Source organism: Pseudomonas sp. LTR0 (genome assembly GCF_036630035.1).
Taxonomy (GTDB): domain Bacteria; phylum Pseudomonadota; class Gammaproteobacteria; order Pseudomonadales; family Pseudomonadaceae; genus Aquipseudomonas; species Aquipseudomonas putida_Y.
On record NZ_CP123734.1, the window covers coordinates 874803 to 898024 of the forward strand.

The window sequence follows — 23222 nt, forward strand, 5'->3', positions numbered from 1 at the left end:
CATGCACGGCGAATCTCCGATCAAACGTCGCGAATCCCGCAAAATCTGGGTTGGCAATGTGCCGGTGGGCGGTGATGCGCCCATCGCGGTGCAGAGCATGACCAACACCGACACCAACGATGTCGCTGCTACCGTGGCGCAAATCCAGCGTCTGGTCGATGCTGGCGTGGATATCGTGCGGGTCTCGGTACCGGACATGGACGCCGCCGAAGCTTTTGGCAAGATCAAGCAACTGGTCAGCGTGCCGCTGGTCGCCGACATCCATTTCGACTACAAGATCGCATTGCGCGTTGCCGAGCTGGGCGTTGATTGCCTGCGTATCAACCCGGGCAACATCGGTCGTGAAGACCGTGTACGCGCCGTGGTCGATGCCGCCCGCGACCGCGGCATTCCGATTCGTATCGGGGTCAACGCCGGTTCGCTGGAAAAAGACCTGCAGAAGAAGTATGGCGAACCGACCCCGGCTGCGCTGGTCGAGTCGGCCCTGCGCCACGTCGAGCATCTCGACCGCCTGGATTTCCAGGACTTCAAGGTAAGCGTCAAGGCCTCGGACGTGTTCATGGCTGTCGAAGCCTACCGCCTGCTGGCCAAGCAGATCGTACAACCGCTGCATCTGGGCATCACTGAAGCCGGCGGCCTGCGTTCGGGGACGGTGAAGTCCGCCGTCGGCCTCGGTATGCTGCTGGCCGAGGGTATTGGCGATACCATCCGTATCTCGCTGGCGGCCGACCCGGTCGAAGAAGTGAAAGTCGGCTACGACATCCTCAAGTCGCTGCATCTGCGTTCGCGTGGCATCAACTTCATTGCCTGCCCGAGCTGCTCGCGGCAGAACTTCGATGTGGTCAAGACCATGAACGAGCTGGAAGGGCGTCTGGAAGACCTGCTGGTACCGCTGGATGTGGCGGTGATCGGTTGCGTGGTCAACGGCCCGGGTGAAGCCAAGGAAGCCCATGTAGGGTTGACCGGCGGCACGCCGAACCTGATCTACATCGACGGCAAGCCTGCGCAGAAACTGACCAATGACAACCTGGTCGATGAGCTGGAAAAGCTCATCCGCCAGAAAGCGGCCGAAAAGGCCGAAGCCGACGCGGCGCTGATCGTCCGTGGCTGACACACCGAATTCGTAAGGACTTTTCGTGAGCAAATCGCTGCAAGCCATCCGTGGCATGAACGACATCCTGCCAGAACAGTCGCCGCTGTGGCGCTACTTTGAAGGCACCGTGGCCGGCCTGCTGGACACCTACGGGTACAGCCAGATCCGCACGCCGATCGTCGAGTTCACCGAGCTGTTCAAACGCTCGATCGGTGAAGTGACCGACATCGTCGAAAAAGAGATGTACACCTTCGAGGACCGCAACGGCGATTCGCTGACCCTGCGCCCTGAAGGCACCGCTGCCTGCGTGCGAGCGGTGCTCGAGCACGGCATCACCGGCAACGGTCAGGTGCAGAAGCTGTGGTACATCGGCCAGATGTTCCGCCACGAGCGCCCGCAGAAGGGGCGTTACCGTCAGTTCCACCAGATTGGCGTGGAAGTGTTCAACTTGGACGGCCCGGACATCGATGCCGAGCTGATCATGTTGACCTGGCGCCTGTGGGGCCAGTTGGGCATCCAGGACGCGGTCAAGCTCGAGCTCAACAGCCTGGGCACCAGTGAAGCCCGCGCACGCTACCGTGACGCGCTGGTCGAATTCCTTTCGGCGCGTCTGGAGCAGTTGGACGAAGACAGCCAGCGTCGTCTGAAGAGCAACCCGCTGCGCATCCTCGACAGCAAGGACCCGAACACCCAGGCGGTGCTGGTCGGCGCGCCGAAGCTGGAAGAATACCTGGACGAAGAATCGCGCGTGCACTTCGAGGGGCTCAAGGCCCGCCTGGATGCCGCCGGTATTCCGTTCGTGATCAATACCAAGCTGGTACGTGGCCTGGACTATTACAGCAAGACCGTGTTCGAGTGGGTAACCGACAAGCTTGGCGCCCAGGGCACCGTGTGCGCGGGTGGCCGTTACGACGGCCTGGTCGAACAGATGGGTGGCAAGCCGACCACTGGCGTTGGTTTCGCCATGGGCATCGAGCGCCTGATCCTGCTGTTGGAAACCCTGGGCAAGGTGCCGGACTCCATCAGCCGCCAGATCGACGTGTACCTGTGCGCCTTTGGCGAGCAGGCGGAGCTGGCCGGCCTGCGCCTGTCCGAAGGCCTGCGCGACCGCTTGCCGGGCCTGCGCCTGGCCGTCAACGCTGGTGGTGGCAGCTTCAAGAGCCAGTTCAAGAAAGCCGACAAGAGCGGTGCACTGTTCGCCCTTATCCTCGGCGACGACGAGCTGGCCAAGCAAGAAATCGGCTTGAAACCCCTGCGTGGCCAGGGCGAACAACAGAACATTGCCTGGGATGCTCTTGCAGAGCACCTGGAAACCGCGATCGCGCAGGCGTAACGCGGTTCAACAAGCGAATAGGCGAAAAGGAGTATTGGGGTGTCGAGTACCGATGATGATGACCTGGCAGGGATCAAGGACTGGTGGAGCCGCAACGGTAAGCCGCTGCTGACCGGCGCTTTGCTGGCTGGCGTGGTGGTGTTGGGCTGGAATACCTGGCACAAGTACCAGAACAACCAATCGCAAGGTGCCTCGCAGTTGTATCAGGCGTTGATTGAAACCAGCCTGACACCGACCGGCCAGCCGGACACCACCAAGGTCGCGGAGCTGGCCGGCAAGCTCAAGAGCGAGTTTGGCGGCACCGCTTACGCCCAGTACGGCAGCCTTTTCGTGGCCAAGGTCGCGGTCGACAGCGGCAAGCTCGATGACGCCGCAGCCGAGCTGAAGAGCGTGCTGGACAATCCGGCCGACGTCACGCTGGGCGAGATCTCGCGTCAGCGTCTGGCGCGTGTACTGGCAGCCCAGAACAAGGCCGAAGATGCCCTGAAGCTGCTCGACGGCGACGCCGATAAAGCCTTTCTGGCCAGCCGTGAAGAGTTGAAAGGGGACCTGCTGGTTCAGCTGGGTCGCCCCGACGACGCACACAGCGCTTACGAAAAAGCCAAGGCCGCGCTGTCCGATGATGCGGCGGTCGGTGGCTTGCAATTGAAGCTGGATGACCTGGCTAAAGGGGACGCGTAAGTGATCGGTTGGAAACATGCAGCAGTGCTGACCCTGGCCGTGCTGGCCGCAGGTTGCAGCAGCAACAGCAAGAAGGAACTGCCCCCGGCCGAGCTGACCAAGTTCACCGAGGAAGTGGTGCTGAAGAAGCAGTGGAGCCGTTCGATCGGTGACGGCCAGGGTGAAACCTACAACACCCTGGTACCGGCCATCGAGAACGACCGCATCTACGCTTCCGACGTCAACGGCGAAGTCTATGCCCTTGATCGCATCACCGGTGACGTAGTGTGGAAGAAGGACCTGGAGCTGAAGGTTTCCGGCGCAGTTGGCGTGGGCTACGGCCTGGTCATGCTCGGTACCCTCAAGGGTGAAGTCATTGCCCTGGACTCCAGCACCGGTGAAGAGCGTTGGCGCTCGCGCGTGACCAGCGAAGTGCTGGCCCCGCCTGCCAACAACGGTGACGTGGTAGTGGTGCAGACCCAGGACGACCGCCTGATTGGCCTGGATGCCGCCACTGGCGACCGCCGTTGGATCTACGAGAACTCCCCGGCCGTGCTGACGCTGCGTGGCACCGGTGCACCGATCGCCACCAACCGCCTGGCTGTTGCCGGCCTGTCTACCGGCAAGGTTGTGGCGGTGGACATCAACAACGGTGTGCCGGTGTGGGAAAGCCGTGTGGCCATCCCGCAGGGCCGTTCCGAGCTGGACCGTGTGGTCGACATTGACGGCGGCCTGCTGCTGTCCGGTGGTATCTTGTACGTCAGCACCTACCAGGGGCGCGTTGCTGGCCTGGACCTGGAAAGCGGCCGCGAGCTGTGGCAGCGCGATGCCTCCAGCTACGTGGGTGTCGCCCAGGGCTTCGGTAACGTCTATGTGAGCGAGGCTTCCGGCTCGGTCGAGGGTATCGATGAGCGGTCTTCCAGTGCCCTGTGGACCAACGACTCGATGGCGCGTCGCCAACTGACGGCGCCTGAAGTGTTCTCCAGCTACGTAGCGGTAGGGGACTTCGAAGGCTATCTGCACTTGCTCAGCCAGGTCGATGGCCGTTTCGTTGGCCGTGAGCGCATTGACAGCGATGGCCTGCGCGCCCGCCCGCTTGTGGTCGGCGACACCATCTATGTCTTCGGCAACAGCGGCAAGCTCGAGGCACTGACCATCCGCTGAAGCTATGCTTGAAGCCTTGACCGGCTTCAAGTCGCGGCGTAGGACACGCCGCCCGTACCCCGGCCGCTGCCTTGCAGCGGCCTTTGCATTTTCAAGAATTCTAGAGTGGAGAGCCGATGGTTCCCGTAATTGCCCTGGTGGGCCGCCCGAACGTCGGCAAATCCACCATGTTCAACCGCCTGACCAAGACCCGCGATGCCATCGTCGGTGACCTCTCGGGCCTGACCCGTGATCGCCAGTATGGTGATGCCAGCTGGCAGGGTCGCTCCTTCATCCTGATCGACACTGGTGGTATCACCGGTGACGAAGTGGGCATGGACGAGAAAATGGCCGAGCAGTCGCTCATGGCCATCGAAGAAGCCGACTATGTGCTGTTCCTGGTTGATGCCCGTGCGGGCATGACCGCCGCAGACCAGATGATCGCCGAGCACCTGCGCAAGCGGAACAAGGCCGCGATCCTGGTTGCCAACAAGATCGACAACATCGACCCCGACGTTGCCCGGGCCGAATTTTCGCCAATGGGCATGGGTAACGCCATTCCGGTGGCGGGCTCCCAGGGCCGTGGTATCAGTGCCCTGATGGAAGCCGTGCTCGGCCACTTGCCGCGCGATGCCGAAGAGGAAGCCCTCGACCAGGACGTCGCTGAAGGTGAGGAAGCCGTGCGCATTCCTGGCCCAAGCGAGAAGGATGGCATCAAGATCGCCATCATCGGCCGCCCGAACGTTGGCAAGTCGACGCTGGTCAACCGCATGCTCGGCGAAGAGCGTGTGGTGGTCTACGACGAGCCGGGCACCACCCGTGACAGTATCTACATCCCGTTCGAGCGCGATGGCGAGAAGTACACCTTCATCGACACCGCCGGGGTGCGCAAGCGTGGCAAGATCCACGAGGAAGTCGAGAAGTTCTCGGTGGTGAAGACGCTGCAGGCGATCAAGGACGCCAACGTCGTCATCTTTGTCATGGATGCCCGCGAGGGTGTGGTCGACCATGACCTGAACCTGCTGGGCTTCGCCCTTGAGGCCGGTCGCGCCATCGTCATTGCCCTGAACAAGTGGGATGGCATGGAGCCGGGTGAGCGCGCCTACGTGAAGACCGAGCTGGAGCGCCGGCTGTTCTTCGTCGACTTTGCCGACATCCACTTCATTTCCGCGCTGCATGGCACGGGCGTGGGCAACTTGTACAAGTCGGTACAGGCTGCGTTCCAGTCCGCGGTCACCCGCTGGCCGACCAGCCGCCTGACGCAGATCCTCGAAGATGCCGTGAGCGAGCACCAGCCGCCGATGGTCAATGGTCGCCGCATCAAGCTGCGCTATGCCCACCTCGGCGGTGCCAACCCGCCGCTGATCGTGATCCACGGCAACCAGACCGACAGCATTCCCAAGTCGTACTCGCGTTACCTGGAAAACACCTATCGCCGGGTGCTCAAACTGGTCGGTACGCCGATCCGTATCGAGTACAAGGGCGGTGAGAACCCGTACGAGGGCAAGAAGAACACCCTTACCGATCGCCAGGTCAACAAGAAACGCCGCCTGATGTCGCACCACAAGAAGGCCGAGAAGAAGCGTCGCGACAAACGCTAAGTCGCCCCATGTGGGGGCAGGCACAGCCGCCCCCACAGACGCCCCTTGATCCAGAGCAATCCCCCTATTGTTTCAACCTTTTTCCTGACCGCTCGATCCGCTATGCTCGGACTCCACCCCGTGCCGGATATACCCCAGGAAAGAGGGCTCCATGATCCGCAGCAAACTGCCGAATGTCGGCACGACCATCTTCACCACCATGTCCCAGCTCGCCGTGCAGACTGGCGCGCTCAACCTGTCCCAGGGCTTTCCTGACTTCAATGGCCCGCAGGCCCTGCTTGATGCCGTGGGCCGGCACGTGGCTGCCGGGCATAACCAGTATTCGCCGATGACCGGCCTGCCGGCCTTGCGCCAGCAGGTAGCGGCCAAGGTCGAGCGGCTGTATGGGGCCAGGGTGGATGCCGATCAGGAAGTGACTATCACCCCCGGCGCCACCGAGGCTATTTTCTGTGCCATCCAGGCGGTGGTACATGCCGGTGACGAAGTGATCGTCTTCGATCCCTGCTACGACAGTTACGAGCCGTCAGTGGAGCTGGCCGGTGGCCGCTGTGTTCATGTGCAGTTGAGCGACGGCACCTTCCGTATCGACTGGCAGAAATTCAGCGATGCCTTGACCCCGCGCACGCGCATGGTCATCCTCAACTCGCCACACAACCCCAGCGGCGCGCTGATCACTCGCGAAGACCTCGACCAGTTGGCCGCACTAATTGCCGACCGCGATATCTACCTGGTCAGCGATGAAGTGTACGAGCACCTGGTCTACGACGGTGTACGCCACGCCAGCGTGCTGGCCCATGAGCAGTTGTACTCGCGTGCCTTCGTGGTCAGTTCGTTCGGCAAGACGTACCACGTTACCGGCTGGAAGACCGGGTACGTGATCGCACCGCCTGCCCTGAGCGCCGAGCTGCGCAAAGTGCACCAGTACGTCAACTTCTGTGGGGTGACGCCGCTGCAGTGGGCCTTGGCCGATTTCATGGCCGAGCACCCCGAGCATATTGATGAATTGCCAGCCTTTTACCAGGCCAAGCGCGACGTGTTCTGCGGCTTGCTGGAAGGCTCGCGTTTCAACTTTACCCGCACGACGGGCACTTATTTCCAGCTGGTGGACTATTCGCAAATCCGCCCGGACCTGAACGATGTCGACATGTCGCTGTGGCTGACGCGTGAGCACGGCGTGGCGACCATCCCGGTATCGGTGTTCTACCAGCAACCCATCCCCGAGCAACGCCTGGTGCGCCTGTGCTTTGCCAAACGAGAGGAGACGCTGCGTCAGGCAGCGGAAAGACTATGCGCGATCTGAGTACACTGCCGAACCTGAAAGTCGCCCTGGTGCAAACCACCCTGGCCTGGCATGACCGCGAGGCCAACTACGCGCACTTCGAGGTGCTGCTGGAGCAGGTGGGCGAGGTGGACCTGGTGATCCTGCCGGAAATGTTCACCACCGGCTTTTCGATGCAGTCGGAAAGCCTGTGCGAGCAGGAGAACGGTCCGACCTATAAATGGTTGAAAGCCCAGGCGAAGAAGCACAATGCGGTGATTACCGGTAGTGTGATCATCCAGGCGGCCGATGGCAGCCACCGCAACCGCCTGTTGTGGGCGCGGCCGGACGGCGAGATTCTGCACTACGACAAGCGCCACCTGTTCCGCATGGCCGGTGAGCACAAACATTACACCCCAGGCGAGCGGCAGGTGCAGTTCGAGGTCAAGGGCTGGCGGATTCGCCCGCTGATCTGTTACGACCTGCGCTTCCCGGTGTGGAGCCGCGACGCCCAGGACACCGACCTGCTGCTTTATACGGCCAACTGGCCGGCCGCGCGTCGCCAGCACTGGAACCGCCTGCTACCGGCGCGGGGCATCGAGAACCTGTGCTATGTGGCGGCGGTGAACCGGGTGGGCACGGACGGTAAAGGCTTTGCTTATTCTGGTGACAGCCAGGTGCTGGATTTCCAGGGTGAGAGCCTGCTCAGTGCCGGCGAGGCGGACGGGGTGTTCACTGCAGTACTGAGCGCGTCGGAACTGGCGGCGTACCGGGCCAAGTTCCCGGCCAACCTGGATGCCGATACCTTCGAGTTGCACTGACAGCAGCGCCGGTTTCTTCGCGGGCTTGCCCGCGAAAGGGCCTGGTGGCCAATCTCCCTGGCCCTTCACTGTTACCGCCGCCACCGTATTCGCGGGTAAACCCGCTCCTACACAGATCGGTGGTGGACACACATCTGGGGTTGGACACAGCCCGCTGTAGGAGCGGGTTTACCCGCGAAGAGGCCGGCGCTGGTTGAATCGATTTCAGTCAATACACATCCCGCCGATACCGCCCATCCTCGATCAACTGCTGTACAGCTTCTTCACCCAGCATGCGATTGAGCGCAGCATCCACCCCCGCCGCCATGCCTTTCAGGCTGCCGCAGACATACACGCAAGCCCCATCGGCTACCCAGCGCTTGAAGTCCTCGGCCTGCTGCAGCATCACGTCCTGCACATACACCTTCTCGGCCTGATCGCGCGAGAACGCCAGGTCCAGCCGTGCCAGGTCGCCGTTGTCCAGCCAAGCATGCAGCTCATCGCCGCACAGCAAGTCATGCGCCCGATTACGCTCGCCGAACAAAAGCCAGTTGCGCTGCTCACCGGCATTGACCCGCGCGCGCAACAGGCTGCGAAGGCCTGCCAGGCCAGTGCCGTTACCGATCAGGATCATCGGCGCAGCGGCCTCAGGCAGATGGAAACCACTGTTACGCCGCAGGCGCAGGCTCAGGGTGCCATTCATTGGCAGGTATTCGGTCAGCCAGCCAGAGCCCAAGCCAAGGTTGCCGTCGGGGTGGCGTTCCTGGCGCACGATCAGCTCCAGCACACCATCGCTAGCGATCGAGGCGATGGAGTATTCGCGGCTGCCGATCGGTACCAGTGCATCCACCAGTGCCTGCGGCTGCAAGCCGATCAGGTGATCGCGGCGCGTCGGCAACTGGCGACCAGCGAGTGCCTGGGCAAGGGTTTCGCTCAGGCCATTCACCTGCACTTGGCTGCTGGCGTCCAGTGCCATGCCCTTGAGGAACGCGTCGATACGTGGCTGCCCATTTAGCGGCAGTATTTCTACCAGGTCGCCGGCTTCCCAGCTCGCAGGTTCTGCAGCCTGCAGGCCAAGCAGGTACACCGGTTGGCCTTGGCTGCCGGGGTTGAGCAGTTTGCGGCGCACCAGCGACCAGTTGGCAAAGGTTGGCGGCTGCCAGGCGGCGACCGGCTGGGCGCCGGTCAGTTGCGCCAGTTCCTGCTGCCATTGCTGCAGGGCGGCCTGGTCGGCGTTGTCCACTTCCACCGGGCTGAATGCACTGCTGGCGCCGCGCTCCCCCAGCCACGCCTGGAGGCGACGAGCGAAGCCGCAGAAGTGCGGGTACTGACGATCACCGAGGGCGAGCAGGGCATAGTTGAGGTTGTTCAGTGCCCAAGGCTGGCCGAGCACCTTGCGCTCGAAGGCGCGGGCGCTGTCGGGCGCTTCACCGTCGCCGAAGGTACTCACCACGAAGAGCGCGCGATGGGCCTGGCGCAGGTCGTTTTCACCCAGTTGGGCAAGGGCGCGCACTTGAACGGGCTGGCCGGCTGCCTGCAGCTGCCTGGCGCTCTGCCAGGCCAACTGTTCGGCAAAGCCACTCTGGCTGGCAAAGCCGATCAGCCAGCCGTCGCCATTGCCGTTGCTGTTGGCGACGTTGCCACGGGCTGCGCGCACCTGACGTTTCTTGCGGCGACGGTCGAGGTACAGCAGCCAGCCGGTGACGAAGAACAACGGCATGGTCAGGCTGGCGATGGTGACGATGATGCGCCCCGGCAAGCCGAAGTACTCGCCCACATGCAAGGCGTAAACACTCTGCAGCAGTTGCGCCTTGAAGGACTTGTCGGTGTAGCGGTCGTGCTTTTTAACCTGGCCGGTGGCCGGGTCCAGGACCAGGGTATTGAAGGCACGTGGGTGGGCAGCGTTGTCGAGCAGGTAGAACAGGTTGGCCGGCTGACCGCCAGCGGGCGGCAGGCGCAGGTTGTAGGTGGACAGGCCTGGGCCCGCGGCATCCTTGAGGTTGGCCCAGATGGCGTCATAGTCCACCACCAGCGGTGGCGCATTCCTGTCGACTTTCTGCGGCCCGTGCCGGCCACGGCCTTCACCACGTTTTTGCTGCTGGCCCGCAGCCGGCGCGTCAGCCAGCAGCTTGTTCAGGCCTTCGCGGTACCACTCATAGGACCAGAACAGGCCGGTCAGGGCGAACAGAAGGTAGAACAGCAGGCACCAGGTACCTGCCACGGCGTGCAGGTCCCAGTTGAAGGCGCGGCCTTTCTTGGCCCATTCGAAGGTCAGCCAGGTGCGCCAGGCCAGTGCTTTGCGCGGCCAGCGCAGGTACAGGCCGGACAGGCAGAAGAACACCAGCATCAAGGTGCAGGCCCCGGTGATTTGCCGGCCAGTATCGCCCATGGCGAGGAAACGGTGCAGCTTGAGCATGAGGTTGAAGAAGCCTTGCCCGGCCACTTCACCCTTGAGCTCGCCGGTGTACGGGTCGGCATAGCGCAGTTCGCCACGGCGTTCGCCCGGTGCAGGCATGAAGAAGATACGTGCAGCGTTGCCTTCACGCACGTCGACCCACAGCATCGACACCTTGTCGTGCTGCTGGGCTTCGACTCGTTTAACCAGCTCGGCCGGCGGCAGCACGCCTTCGGCGCGTACTTCTACCTTGAGTACATCGGCATTGAATGCGCGCAGCAGTTCTTCCTGGAACGAGTACAGCGCCCCGGTAATGCCCATCAAGGCCAGCACCAGGCCAGCGGTGATGCCAAAGAACCAGTGCAATTGGAACAGCGTCTTCTTCACCACGTTACTCACCTTGAGTTGCTGCCGCGACCTGCGCGGCGTGCATTATGCCTTGATACGCAAAAGCCCCGCTCACGGGAATGAACGGGGCTCGGGGTGACTTGATTAGAAGTGGAAGTTGGCACTCATGAGTGCAGTACGGCCAGGCGCTACGTGAGCGTAATGCGTAGCGAATACTTGATCGAAGTAACGCTTGTCGGTCAGGTTCTGCACATTCAGTTGCAAGTCGACATTCTTTGTCAGGCGATAGGTAGCCATGGCGTCATAGCGCCAGTAGGAAGGTACCTCGACCGAGTTGGCTTCGTCACCGAAGCGCGAATCGACAAAAGTCGCTCCAGCACCAACGGTCAGTTGCGGAATGATGTCGTAGGTCGACCAGAACGTGAAGTTGTTACGCGGCGTGCTAGGCATGTGGTTGCCTTCGTTCGCTGCAGTAGAGGTTTTCACGATCTCGCTTTCCATATAGGTGTAGCCGCCATAGACCTTCCACTTGCTGGTCAGGTTACCCGAGTAGGTCAGCTCCACACCCTGGACCCGTTGTTCGCCATCGAGCACCTGATATGTGGCATTGTCTGGATCGGTGACGCGTGCGTTGGTTTTGTCGGTACGGAACAAGGCTGCGGTCAACGATAGGTTATCGTCGAAGAAGTCCCACTTCGTGCCGATTTCGTAGTTGCGGTTACGTTCTGGATCGAGGTTGCTGTTGTTGGCCGCCAGCTCCAGGCCTCCATTACCGCTGGTTTCGCCCGACGGGTTGCTGGAGGTCGACCAGGCGGCGTAAATACTGCCGTTGGGCAACGGCTTGTAGACTACGCCAACTTGGTAGTTCCACAGATGCGCGTTGTTTTCGCGAGAGAAGTCCCCCGCAACCGAGCCACGCCCACCTGTGCTGTATCCGCTTGATTTGGTCTGGTAATCGTCGTAACGCAGGCCGAGGTTCAGCGACCACTGTTCGTTGAAAGTCAGTGTGTCAAATACGTAGGCAGCGCTGGTCTTCGTATCCGTATCGGTGAAGGCTTGGCTGTCGGTAATCGTGCCAGACCAGCCGTCATCCGGGGATGGGTCGTAGAGGCTGGTGCAGTCGCCCGAAGCCAGCAAGGCGGGGGTGCAAACAGTGCCTGTGCCAGCGGCCGAGGTGACGACATACCCGCGGTTATGCGTGTCGCTGTAGGTGAACTCCAGGCCTGTCACCAGGCTATGCTCGATGAAGCCGGTATTGAACTTGGCACTCAGGTCGGTCTGGTTCACCCAACCTTTGGACGTCGAATTGCGGTTCTTGGTGGCGCGATAGACCGTACCGTTGGCGACGTTACCTTTACTGTCATCCGGGTTGGTCACGATGTAGTCGAGGGTCGAGCGCGACATGCGGAAGCTGTTGGACAGTGTCAGGTTTTCGTTCAGGTCATGTTCGATACGGATCGTGCCGCTGTCGTTGCTGGTCTTGCGGTAGTCGCGTCCGTTCAAACCGTAGAAGTTGTCGCGGTCTACATGAGCCGGGCCATCTACATTGTATTTGCTGCGCGTGGCGCTGCGATTCAGCGGGATGCCGTAGTCAGGCATGTCGTCAGTTTTCAGGTGGTAGTAACCCACTGTGACCCGTGTATCGGTGCCCAAGCCAAAAGCGAACGACGGTGCCACCCCCCAACGGCTCACATCCACATCGTCACGACCGGCGACGTTGGCTTCGTGCTTCATCAGGTTCAAGCGAAAGGCAGAGGTGTCGGTCAGCTGTTTGTTCAAATCCAGGGTGGTGCGTTTGGTCTGGTCTGAACCCCAAGTGAACCCACCGTTGTAGCTATCGCCAAGTTTTGCGCTCTTGGTGACCAGATTGAGGCTCCCGCCCGTCGAGCCAGCACCGGTAAAAGCGGAGCCAGGGCCTTTTGCGACCTCAATGGACTCCACGTTGAAGATCTCCCGGCTTTGGGATGCGACATCGCGCATGCCATCGACAAATACGTCACTTTCGGCGTTGAAGCCGCGGATGATAGGGCGGTCACCCGCTGGGTTGCCGCCTTCGCCTGCGCCAAAAGTGATGCCTGGGGTTGTACGCAAGGCGTCTACCAAGGACGTCGCCCCCGTGTCACGAATGACTTGCTGAGGGATCACCGTGACACTCTTCGGTGTTTCACGCAGCGGGGCGGTGTACTTCTTCGAGCTGGCGGTGTCCGTCTTGTAGCTGGTGACATCCTGTGCCGCGTTGACGCTGGTTGCGTCGAGTGAAATGACAGAATCAGCAGCCTGATCATCTGCATATGCAAGCTGAGCAGTCGATGCAGCAGAGATGGCAACGCCAATGGCGGACGCAAGCAGGCGTTGTGAGCTCACAGCAGATGGCACGTAGTGACGCATTGGTAAGGACCTTCCCCAAGGTTTCGAGGCGGTGGATCTTAATGTAAGCAATTTTGACTAACAATTGAGATTCGTTACCATTCGTGAAGAATTTACAATCTTTACAATTTGCCTTTACGGTTTCATGCAGCTGAAACGTCTTAACTGGCGAATGGGGCTTGTGTAGCGCAAAAGGGAATCAATATCATTGAGCCTTTACATTTCCCAACGGTGCTGTTGCCATGCTGCTTCACATCCCAGGTCTGTTCGACGCTGATGAACTGGCCCGTATTCGCGAGGCGCTGGAGCAGGCCGACTGGGCCGATGGCAAGCTTACGGCGGGTTATCAGTCGGCCAAGGCCAAGCACAACCTGCAGTTGCCGGAAGGCCATGCGCTGGCCAAGGAAATTGGCACTGCGTTGATCGACCGTCTGTGGAAAACCCCGCGCTTCATGTCGGCAGCGTTGCCGCACAAGGTGTTCCCGCCGCTGATCAATTGCTACCGCGAAGGTGGCAACTTCGGCTTCCACATCGACAACGCCCTGCGCCAGCCCAAGGGCAGCCCGGAGCGGGTGCGTACCGACCTGTCTTCCACGTTGTTCCTCAGCGACCCGGAAAGCTACGACGGCGGTGAGCTGGTGATCCAGGACACCTATGGCGTGCAACAGGTCAAGCTGGCCGCCGGTGACATGGTGCTGTACCCCGGCACTAGCCTGCACAAGGTCAACCCGGTGACCCGTGGCCAACGTTATGCCGCATTCTTCTGGACCCAGAGCCTGGTGCGCGATGACAGCCAGCGGACGCTGCTGTTCGAGATGGACAACGCAATCCAGCAACTGACTGCCGATGTGCCGGACCATCCTTCGTTGTTGCAGCTGACGGGCACCTACCATAACTTGCTGCGCCGCTGGGCTGAGGTCTGAGCCGTGTCCTACCTGCTGCGGCGTGAGGAAGTGGTGGATGTGGCCGGCTTGCAGGCCATGCTCGAGGAATCCCCCGGCAAGGCCGCCCAGGCAATTCTGGCGGCAGCGGGGCAGGGTGCGGTCGAGGCGCAGTTGCTGCTGGGGCAGATCCTGCTGGATGGGCTTGGCATCCAGCAGGATGCCACCGTCGCCCGGCGTTGGTTCGGTATCGCTGCACAGGGGGGGAATGCCATGGCGCACAACATGCTCGGGCGTTGCCTGGAGCATGGTTGGGGCGGTGAGGTGAGTTTGGCGCAGGCTGCCGTTCACTACGCCCGTGCGGCCGATTCCGGTTTGGACTGGGGCCTGTATAACCTGGGCAACCTTCTGGCGACCGGGCGCGGGGTGCCGGTCAATCAGGTGCAGGCGCTGATGTGCTACGAGAAGGCTGCGCAGCTGGGGCATGCCAAATCGATGAACCTGTATGGGCGTTACCTGGAGCAGGGCATTGCCACGGCGCCCAGCCCGGCGCGGGCGGTGCGCTGGTATCGGCGTTCGGCCGAGGCGGGGGATTTTCGCGGGATGTTCAGCCTGGCGCTGGTGCTGGTCGAGCGTGGGCAGTTGGCCGAGGCAGGGCAGTGGCTGGAGCAGGCCCGGGTTGCGGGGAACATGAATTTCCTGCGTGCTGCGTTGGTAACCCTGCAGGGCGCAGGGCCGGTGTTGATGGCCTTTGCGGCGCGGTATGCTGAGGAAATCGATCGGCGCGAAGAGGCCGGTACAGGAGAGCACACATGAAAACGGGGCCTTTCGGCCCCGTTGTGCATTACAGGTAGTAAGCCTTCAGCGGCGGGAAGCCGTTGAATTCCACTGCGCTGTAGCTGGTGGTGTAGGCGCCGGTCGACAGCCAGTACAGGCGGTCACCGATGGCCAGGTTCAGCGGCAGCCCGTACTTGTAGTTCTCGTACATGATGTCGGCACTGTCGCAGGTCGGGCCGGCGATGACCACTTCTTCGGCTTCGCCTTTTTTCTCGGTCCAGATCGGGAACTTGATGGCTTCGTCCATGGTTTCGATCAGGCCGGAGAACTTGCCTACGTCGGTGTAGATCCAGCGCTCGACGGCGGTACGCGACTTGCGTGCGACCAGCACCACTTCGCTGACCAGGATACCGGCGTTGGCGATCAGCGAACGGCCAGGCTCGAGGATGATTTCCGGCAGTTCGTCACCGAAGTCTTCCTTGAGGAAGCGGATGATTTCTTCGGCGTAGGTTTCCAGGCTGTTGGTACGGGTGATGTAGTTGGCCGGGAAGCCACCACCCATGTTGATCAGCTTCAGTTCGATGCCGTCTTCTTCTTTCAGGCGCTCGAAGATCACCTTGACCTTGGCGATGGCGGCGTCCCACACGCTGATGTCGCGTTGCTGCGAACCCACGTGGAAGGAGATACCGTAAGGAACCAGGCCCAGGTCGCGGGCGAGGATCAGCAGGTCCATGGCCATGTCGGTCTGGCAGCCGAACTTGCGGGACAGTGGCCAGTCGGCAGTGGTGGAGCCTTCAGTCAGAATGCGCACGTACACTTTCGAGCCCGGTGCGGCCTTGGCGATGTTGCGCAGGTCGGCTTCCGAGTCGGTGGCGTACAGGCGCACGCCCTTCTCGTAGAAGTAGCGGATGTCCTTGGACTTCTTGATGGTGTTGCCGTAGCTGATACGGTCAGCGCTGACACCGCGGCCCAGTACTTTGTCCAGTTCGTAGATCGAGGCGATGTCGAAGCTCGAACCTTTCTCTTTGAGCAGGTCGATGATTTCCACGGCCGGGTTGGCCTTGACCGCGTAGTAGACCTTGGCAAATTCGAAACCGGCGCGCAGGTCGTCATACGCCTGGCTGATCATCTGGGTGTCGATGAGTACGAACGGGGTTTCCTGCTTGTCAGCGAACGCCTTCATTTTCTGGAAGGTTTCACGCGCGAAATAGTCTTCGACCTGGATCGACATGCTCAGGGACTCCATGGGCAAACTGAAAGATTAAGTGGCTGCAAACTGAACGTCCTCCGTATCCCCACTTTGGTTCGCCTACTCAGTACTTGAGCCGGATGGATCGTTTCCAGCATGGACGTTCGGCGCGCACTTTAGGGCGTGAAGAATGCAGAATCAACAGGCAATCCGGGCGTGATCGACGTGGATCGACGACCAGCCATTTGAATAACCGACTCGTGTGACCGGCTGATGTTCCCTGCGATGTTTCAAGCGTAAAAAATTGTGGAATGGAGCGTGTTGGGTCCTTCGCGGGCAAGCCCGCTCCCACAGGGGATACGCGTTCAATGTGGGAGCGGGCTTGCCCGCGAAAGGGCCGGAGGTGTTCATATTTATGGCCACATTTTCCTGGTACCCCCGTACAGGAAATCGCCCATAAATTTTTTGTTACCGACTGGCGGATTTGCTGCTTTTGATGCGAAACATTACTATTCGCACCCTTATCTGCCTCCCTGATGACCCCGACCGTGTCCGGACACAAAGGCTTCCTCGACCACTACCATGAGCTGATCGGCACCTGGACGCGCAAGCTGCGCAGTCGTCAGCAGGCCGAGGACCTCACCCACGATGCCTTTGTCCGGGTACTGGAAACCCCGCGCGAGCAGGTTGAGCAGCCACGCGCCTACCTGCATCAGGCTGCGCGCAACATCGCTGTGGATGGCTTCCGTCGCGAAGACCGACGCCAGGCCCTGGAGCGGGAAGCCTTCGAAGAAGGCGCAACCGGCAGTGGCGACCCGGAAGCCTACGTGCATGCCCTGGAGCTGGCCGACAGCGTTGAGCGGGCGCTGGCCGAGCTGCCTCTCAACTGCCGGCAGGTGTTCATCTGGCAGAAGCTCGAAGGCCTGACTCAGGCCGAGATTGCCGAGCGCATGGGGTTGAGCAAGAACATGGTCGAAAAGTATATGATCCGCACGCTCCGGCACCTGCGTGAGCACCTGGATGTGTCGGCATGAAGAGTCAGGAGATCTTTTCGATGGAACAGCACGGTACCGATGCCGTCCGCGAGCAGGCGGCCGCATGGTTCGCCCGCGTGCAGGATGCACCTCGGGATGCCGGGCTGCACAAGCAGTTGCATGCCTGGTTGGCGAGCGACGAGCACCACCGGGAAGAATATGAGCATCTCTGCCGCGTGTGGCAGGCCGCCGACTTCATTCCACGTCAGCGCCTGGAGGCGCTGTGCCAGCCAGACCCGGTGCAGCAGCTGCCACGACGGCGTTTCATGCGCCAGGCGTTGGCCGCCAGTGTCGCGGTAGTGGCGCTGGGCCTGGGCTGGGGCGGCTGGCACCACCTGCAACTGAACCATCAAGGCAGCCTGCAGACGGCCTTCAATGAGCGCCGTCAGGTCGAACTGCCGGATGGCTCGCATCTGGAGCTCAATGGCAACACGCAGTTGCAGGTCGAGTTCAGCGCCGGCCGGCGGCACGTGCGCCTGAACGCCGGTGAAGTGATGTTCAGCGTCGCCCATGACAGTAACCGGCCGTTTGTGGTCGACACTGCCCAGGGCAGTGTGGTCGTCACAGGTACCCGCTTTGACGTCCGCCTTGACCCAGCCAGCACCCGTGTGGCGGTGGAGCAGGGGTCGGTGCGGGTGCAGGGCAAGGGCGACTCGCCGGCGCAACTGTCGGCCGGGCAGGGGTCGCATATAGATGCACAGGGCCTGGTCGCCGCACCCTATGCGGTCAACACCGGCGCCATGACCGCATGGCGACAGGGCAAGCTGGTGTTCGACAACGCAACCCTCGCCGAAGTAGTGGCCGAAACCTCGCGCTACCGTCGCCAGACATTGCGGGTCGCCCCTGGGAAAGTCGCCCGGCTGCGCCTGTCCGGTACCTTCAGTGCCAACGATACAGACGCTCTGCTGCGGGCCTTGCCGAGCATTCTACCGGTGGCCATCAAAGCCCATGAAGACGGCTCCAGCGAAATAATCGCCAAATAGATTCAGGTTTTTTTTCACTCGTTCGTCTTCCTCGCCAGCTGCAACTGCCAAGCATTTCCATTTGCACGCGGTTGGCGTTTATTCCGCATTCCAGGATGTTTCGACGACGTGAACAACAACAAACCTCTCCCACGCTTTCGCGCCCTGGCGCTGGCCCTGGCGGTCAGTACTGTGGCCGTTGGCAGCCCGGCCGCAGAGGCCGCTAATGCCCTCCACATCCAGGCCCAGCCGTTGGGTTCGGCGCTGAACCAGCTCGGCCAGCAGACCAGCCTGCAGCTGTTTTTCAGCCCCGAGCTGGTCGCCGGCAAACAGGCCCCGGCGGTATCGGGCAACCTGGCGCCGGTGCAGGCGCTGCAACAGCTGTTGCAAGGCAGCGGGCTCACCTACGAGATGTCCGGGGACACCGTTGTGGTGAAGCCTTTGCCGACTACCCTTGACCTGGGCAGCGGCAGCCTGGAGCTGGCCCCCACCGACATCAAGGTGGTCGGTGACTGGCTGGGTGATGCCCAGCAGAGCGTGATACAGAACCATCCCGGGGCACGCACCGTGGTACGCCGCGAGGCAATGGTGGAGAAGGGCGCAATGAACGTGCGCGACGTGCTGCGCGGCATCCCTGGCGTGCAAGTGCAGGACTCCAACGGAACCGGTGGCAGCGACCTGTCGCTGAACGTGGGCGTGCGCGGCCTTACTTCGCGCCTGTCGCCGCGCTCCACGGTACTGATCGATGGCATCCCGGCCGCCTTCGCGCCGTATGGCCAGCCACAGCTGTCGATGGCACCGATTTCTTCTGGCAACCTCGACAGCATCGACGTCGTGCGTGGTGCCGGCTCGGTGCGCTACGGCCCGCAGAACGTGGGTGGTGTGATCAATTTCGTAACCCGGGCGATTCCGCAAAAGGCCTCGGCAGAGCTGTCCACCACCCTGGAGACCTCCCAGCACGGTGGCTGGAAACACACCGAGTCAGCCTTCGTCGGTGGCACGGCCGACAATGGCATGGGCGTGGCGCTGTTGTACACCGGGGTGAATGGCAACGGTTACCGTGAAAGCAACAACGGCAACGACATCGACGACGTTATCCTCAAGACGCATTGGGCGCCAACCGATGTCGATGAGTTCTGGCTCAACTTCCATTATTACGATGGCCGTGCCGACATGCCGGGTGGCCTGACCCAGGCCCAATACGACAGCAACCCGTACCAGTCGCTGCGCGATTACGACTACTTTGCGGGCCGGCGCAAGGATGTGTCGTTCAAATGGCAGCGGCAGCTCGACGACGCCACCCAGTTCGAAGTGCTGACCTACTACACCGACAGCTTCCGCGGCAGCACAATAGCCTCGCGGGACATGAAGACGTTGTCGTCGTACCCGCGCAACTACCACACCTTCGCCATCGAACCCCGTGTGTCGCGCATCTTCTTTGCCGGCCCAACCACCCAGGAAGTGAGTGTCGGTTACCGTTACCTGAAGGAAGCGATGCGCGAACAGACGACTCGGCTGGCGCTGATCGACAACGTGCCGACGGAGACCCCGACTTCCGACGGCCACGTGTTCCAGGACCGCAGCGGCGGCACCGAGGCCAGCGCCTACTACATCGACGACAAGATCGACGTGGGCAACTGGACCATCACCCCTGGCGTGCGTTTCGAGCATATCAATACCGACTGGCGCGACCGCCCGGTGCTGGGCGCCAACAACCTTCCGGTAGCCGAGAAGAAGCGCAGCATCACCAGCAACGAGCCTTTGCCGGCGTTGAGCGTGATGTACCACGTTTCCGATGCCTGGAAGGTGTTCGCCAACTACGAAACCTCGTTCGGTAGCCTGCAGTACTTCCAGCTGGGCCAGGGCGGTTCTGGCAACAGTACGGCCAATGGCCTTGAGCCGGAAAAAGCCAAGACCTACGAAATCGGTACCCGTTATGACAATGGCGGCTTTGCCGGTGAGCTGACGGCGTTCTACATCGACTTCGATGATGAGCTGCAGTACATCAGCAACGACGTGGGCTGGACCAACCTCGGTGCGACCAAGCACCAGGGCATCGAGGCTTCGGTGCGTTATGACCTGGCCGGGCTGGACCCGCGCCTGGACGGGCTGTCGGTGAGCGGTGGCTACACCTATACCCGCGCGACCTATGAAGGGGATATCCCAGGGTTCAAGGGTCGAGACCTGCCGTTCTATTCACGCCAGGTGGCCACTGCCGGAGTGCGTTACGCAGTTAACCGCTGGACCTGGAACCTGGACGCCTATGCCCAATCGAAGCAGCGTGCGCCGGGAACCGGGATCAATGCCGACGGCAGCTTCAATGGCGACTACATCACCGAGCCGAGTGCCGACGGGCGGTATGGCGATATACCGGGCTACGTGACCTGGCATGCCCGTGGTGGTTATGAATTCGGGCCGCAGTGGTCCAATTTGAAGCTGGCGGCGGGGGTGAAGAACCTGTTCGACAAGCAGTACTTCACACGTTCGAGCGACAACAATGCCGGCCTTTACGTGGGTGAGCCGCGGACCTTCTATGTGCAGGCCAGTGTTGGGTTTTGATCCGAGATTACCGGGGCCGCTTTGCGGCCCTTCGCAGGTAAACCCGCTCTTGTAGGAGCGGGTTTACCTGCTAAAGGGCGCAAAGCCCCCCCAACGCTTACGAAACCACCGCCTCGGCCGGCGAAACGATACTGGTCTTCGCCCCCCGCGACCTCCCCGAGCTCAGGTACGCCGCAATCGACTCCTGCGTCACCTCGCCCAAGAACACCTGCTCGGCATCCAGCACTGGCAACCACGCGCGGTTGAACTCGTACATACGCGACAACAGGATGCGCAAATGCTCATCGTGCGACGCCGTGGCATTGAACGGCCGCAGGAAATCGCCACACGTCCCTTGCTGGCGGTGCATGTCGCGTCGGCGTACATAGCCCAGCGCCTTGTTTTGCGCATCGGTCACCACCACGTAGCGGCGGTCGTGTTCATCAAGCAGCTCCAGCGCATCGCTCACAGGCGTTTGCGGGCTCACCGACGGCGCGTTGTCCGCGGCATCCTCGGCACGCACCAGCAACAGGCGCTTGAGCGTGCTGTCCTGGCCCACGAAGTTGCTGACGAAATCATCCGCCGGGTGGGCCAGCAAGGTGTCCGGATGGTCCAGTTGCAACAGCTTGCCGGCACGGAAGATGGCAATCTTGTCGCCCAGTTTGATCGCTTCGTCGATGTCGTGGCTGACCATGATCACCGTCTTGTTCAGCGCCCGCTGCATTTCGAAGAACTCGTTCTGGATCATCTCGCGGTTGATCGGGTCGACCGCGCCGAACGGTTCGTCCATCAACAGCACGGGTGCATCTGCTGCCAGGGCACGAATCACGCCGATACGCTGTTGCTGGCCGCCGGACAGCTCGCGCGGGTAGCGTTGCAGGTACTGCTTGGGTTCGAGCTTGATCATGTGCATCAGCTCGAGGGCGCGTTCGTGGCATTTCTGCTTGTCCCAGCCGAGCAAGCGTGGCACCACGGTGATGTTTTCTTCGATGGTCATGTTGGGAAACAAACCGATTTGCTGGATCACATAGCCGATGTGCCGGCGCAGGGTGACTTCGTCCAACCCGGTGGTGTCTTCGCCATTGATGAACACTTGGCCCGAGGTGGGCGTGATCAGGCGGTTGATCATTTTCAGCGTGGTGCTCTTGCCACAGCCCGAGGGGCCGAGGAACACGCAGATTTCCCCTTCGTTGACGGTGAGGCTTACCGAGTCGACGGCTTTGACGTCCTTGCCGTTGACGTTGAAGGTTTTGCTGAGGTTCTTCAGTTCGATCATGAGCGCAGTCCTTCTGGAGTCAGGGCACGTTGCAGGGTTTGCAGCAGCAGGTCGGCGATGATTGCCAACAGGCTCACCAGCAAGGCGCCGATCAGCAGCATCGACATGTCGCTGCGGCTGATGGAGGTGAGGATGAGCACACCCAGGCCGCCGGCGCCGATGGTGGCAGCAATGGTCATGACACCGATGTTCATGACCACGGCGGTGCGTACACCGGCGAGGATGACCGGTACGGCGATGGGCAGTTCGACCATGCGCAGGCGCTGACCGAAGGTCATGCCTATTCCGCGTGCGGCTTCACGGATGCCGGGCTCGACATTGGTCAGGGCCAGGTAGGTGTTGCGCAGGATCGGCAGCAGCGAGTACAGGAACACCGCAGTGATCGCTGGCAACGGCCCCAGGCCCTGGCCGAACTTGGAGTAGAACGGCAACAGCAGGCCGAACAGGGCAATCGAGGGGATGGTCAGCAGTACCGTGGCGCTGGCTTGCAGCGGGCCTGCGAGGGCCGGAAAGCGAGTCATCAGGATGCCCAGCGGCACCCCGACCAGAATCGCCAGGCCCACGGCAACGCCTACCAGCATGATGTGCTGCCAGGTCAGGTGCAGCACCTGGGCCCAGTCCAGGTGGCTGAAGGTATCGATCAGGTTCATGGCTGGCCCTCGCTGTTCAGTGGGTGCTTGCGCAGAAAGTCCGCAGCCACGGCAGTGGGGTTCTGGTGCTCGACATCGACCTTGGCGTTAAGCTGGCGCATGGTTTGGTCATCCAGTTGCTCGGCCAGCGGCTTGAGCAGGCCAGCCAGCTGCGGGTTGGCGTCGAGCGTGGCTTTGCGCACCACCGGCGCGGCGGTGTAGTCGGGGAAGTAGTGTTTGTCGTCTTCCAGCAGCTTGAGGTCGAAAGCGTCCAGGCGGCCGTCGGTGGTATACACCAGGCCGGCGAACACCTGATTGTTGCGCATGGCGGTGTACACCAGCCCGGCGTCCATCTGGCGGATGTTGCGCCGGCCCAGCGGCAGGTCATACATTTCGCGCAGGCCTACCAGGCCGTCGGGGCGGTTGGCGAACTCGGTGTCCAGGGCCACCAGGTGATTACGCTTGCTCTCGTCGCGCAGCACCTGGTTGAGGTCGCTGATCGAGTTGATCTGCGGGTAGGCCTCGGCGACCTGCTTCGGCAAGCCGAGGGCATAGGTGTTGCTGAATTTCGACGGGGTCAGCCAGATCAGGTCTTTTTTGGCATCCAGCTCCTTGACCTTGGCGTAGGTGGCCTCGGCGCTGGGCATGCGCTCTTCGATGTGGTTGTACGACACCAGCGACACACCGGTGTATTCCCACATCAGGTCGAGCTGGCCGGTTTCCTGAGCCTGGCGTGCGAGGCTGCTGCCAAGCCCGCCGATGACACGCACATCGAAGCCGTTGGCGCGCAGGTATTGCGCGGTGATTTCGGCGAGCACGGTCTGTTCGGTGAACACCCGCGCGCCGATGCGGATCAGCGGTTTTTCCGCTGCCTGGGCAAATCCTGCGTACAGCAAGGCCGCGCCCAGTAGCAAGGCGATTCTCTTCTTCATACGTTT

Annotated in this window: 18 protein-coding genes; 12 read left to right on the plus strand and 6 right to left on the minus strand. The window is 61.6% G+C overall.

Annotated elements, in window-relative coordinates; genetic code table 11:
• Position 1 precedes the first annotated feature (1 nt).
• The 7 genes from ispG (at position 2) to QCL51_RS04110 (ending at position 7909) form a co-directional block, all read left to right on the plus strand.
• On the plus strand, positions 2–1111 hold the full coding sequence (gene ispG, locus QCL51_RS04080) for a flavodoxin-dependent (E)-4-hydroxy-3-methylbut-2-enyl-diphosphate synthase (protein ID WP_021781776.1): 1110 nt from the start codon (positions 2–4) through the stop codon (positions 1109–1111).
• 25 nt (positions 1112–1136) lie between these two features.
• Complete coding sequence (hisS, locus tag QCL51_RS04085) at positions 1137–2426, plus strand: histidine--tRNA ligase (protein WP_021781777.1); 1290 nt, start codon at positions 1137–1139, stop codon at positions 2424–2426.
• Between the two features lie 39 nt (positions 2427–2465).
• Positions 2466–3107 carry a tetratricopeptide repeat protein gene (locus QCL51_RS04090; RefSeq protein WP_021781778.1) on the plus strand — a complete coding sequence of 214 codons (642 nt, stop codon included), beginning with the start codon at positions 2466–2468 and terminating at the stop codon, positions 3105–3107.
• Positions 3108–4250 carry an outer membrane protein assembly factor BamB gene (gene bamB, locus QCL51_RS04095; RefSeq protein WP_021781779.1) on the plus strand — a complete coding sequence of 381 codons (1143 nt, stop codon included), beginning with the start codon at positions 3108–3110 and terminating at the stop codon, positions 4248–4250.
• 116 nt (positions 4251–4366) lie between these two features.
• A complete protein-coding gene (gene der, locus QCL51_RS04100) occupies positions 4367–5830 on the plus strand; it encodes a ribosome biogenesis GTPase Der (protein WP_021781780.1) in 1464 nt (487 codons plus the stop codon).
• Between the two features lie 151 nt (positions 5831–5981).
• Positions 5982–7130 (plus strand): pyridoxal phosphate-dependent aminotransferase, encoded by a 1149-nt coding sequence (locus tag QCL51_RS04105; protein WP_084850646.1) that lies wholly within the window; start codon positions 5982–5984, stop codon positions 7128–7130.
• Positions 7118–7909, plus strand: a complete 792-nt coding sequence (locus tag QCL51_RS04110) for an amidohydrolase (RefSeq protein WP_021781782.1) — start codon at positions 7118–7120, stop codon at positions 7907–7909. Before QCL51_RS04105 ends, QCL51_RS04110 begins: the two co-directional genes overlap by 13 nt.
• 208 nt (positions 7910–8117) lie before the next feature.
• On the opposite strand, the gene QCL51_RS04115 is transcribed toward QCL51_RS04110, so the two are convergent.
• A complete protein-coding gene (locus QCL51_RS04115; protein WP_319298419.1) occupies positions 8118–10673 on the minus strand; it encodes a sulfite reductase flavoprotein subunit alpha in 2556 nt (851 codons plus the stop codon).
• Positions 10674–10775: 102 nt separating this feature from the next.
• Positions 10776–13019, minus strand: coding sequence for a TonB-dependent siderophore receptor (locus QCL51_RS04120; RefSeq protein WP_103443524.1), 2244 nt, complete (start codon positions 13017–13019; stop codon positions 10776–10778).
• Between the two features lie 221 nt (positions 13020–13240).
• Between QCL51_RS04120 and QCL51_RS04125 the strand changes: the two genes are divergently transcribed.
• Positions 13241–13921: a Fe2+-dependent dioxygenase gene (locus QCL51_RS04125; protein ID WP_021781785.1), complete on the plus strand. Its 681-nt coding sequence runs from the start codon at positions 13241–13243 to the stop codon at positions 13919–13921.
• Positions 13922–13924: 3 nt separating this feature from the next.
• Entirely contained in the window at positions 13925–14695 is a 771-nt protein-coding gene (locus tag QCL51_RS04130) for a tetratricopeptide repeat protein (protein WP_103443525.1), read from the plus strand.
• A gap of 28 nt (positions 14696–14723) precedes the next feature.
• Here QCL51_RS04130 and QCL51_RS04135 read toward each other — a convergent pair whose 3' ends face one another.
• Positions 14724–15887, minus strand: a complete 1164-nt coding sequence (locus QCL51_RS04135; protein ID WP_021781787.1) for a type III PLP-dependent enzyme — start codon at positions 15885–15887, stop codon at positions 14724–14726.
• A gap of 494 nt (positions 15888–16381) precedes the next feature.
• Here QCL51_RS04135 and QCL51_RS04140 point away from each other — a divergent pair, with 494 nt between their 5' ends.
• The 3 genes from QCL51_RS04140 to QCL51_RS04150 all read left to right on the plus strand — a co-directional run bounded on the left by QCL51_RS04140 (position 16382) and on the right by QCL51_RS04150 (position 20400).
• Positions 16382–16879, plus strand: coding sequence for a sigma-70 family RNA polymerase sigma factor (locus tag QCL51_RS04140; RefSeq protein WP_012051258.1), 498 nt, complete (start codon positions 16382–16384; stop codon positions 16877–16879).
• A gap of 20 nt (positions 16880–16899) precedes the next feature.
• On the plus strand, positions 16900–17862 hold the full coding sequence (locus QCL51_RS04145; RefSeq protein ID WP_031321943.1) for a FecR family protein: 963 nt from the start codon (positions 16900–16902) through the stop codon (positions 17860–17862).
• A gap of 108 nt (positions 17863–17970) precedes the next feature.
• On the plus strand, positions 17971–20400 hold the full coding sequence (locus QCL51_RS04150) for a TonB-dependent siderophore receptor (protein WP_338444610.1): 2430 nt from the start codon (positions 17971–17973) through the stop codon (positions 20398–20400).
• 97 nt (positions 20401–20497) lie between these two features.
• On the opposite strand, the gene QCL51_RS04155 is transcribed toward QCL51_RS04150, so the two are convergent.
• The 3 genes from QCL51_RS04155 to QCL51_RS04165 are packed head-to-tail and all read right to left on the minus strand — an operon-like array spanning position 20498 to position 23216.
• Positions 20498–21655, minus strand: coding sequence for an ABC transporter ATP-binding protein (locus QCL51_RS04155; protein ID WP_103463231.1), 1158 nt, complete (start codon positions 21653–21655; stop codon positions 20498–20500).
• Positions 21652–22305 (minus strand): ABC transporter permease, encoded by a 654-nt coding sequence (locus QCL51_RS04160; protein WP_028697400.1) that lies wholly within the window; start codon positions 22303–22305, stop codon positions 21652–21654. Before QCL51_RS04160 ends, QCL51_RS04155 begins: the two co-directional genes overlap by 4 nt.
• Positions 22302–23216, minus strand: a complete 915-nt coding sequence (locus QCL51_RS04165; RefSeq protein ID WP_028697401.1) for a glycine betaine ABC transporter substrate-binding protein — start codon at positions 23214–23216, stop codon at positions 22302–22304. The genes QCL51_RS04160 and QCL51_RS04165 overlap by 4 nt, the downstream gene beginning before the upstream one ends.
• Between the last annotated feature and the right edge of the window lie 6 nt (positions 23217–23222).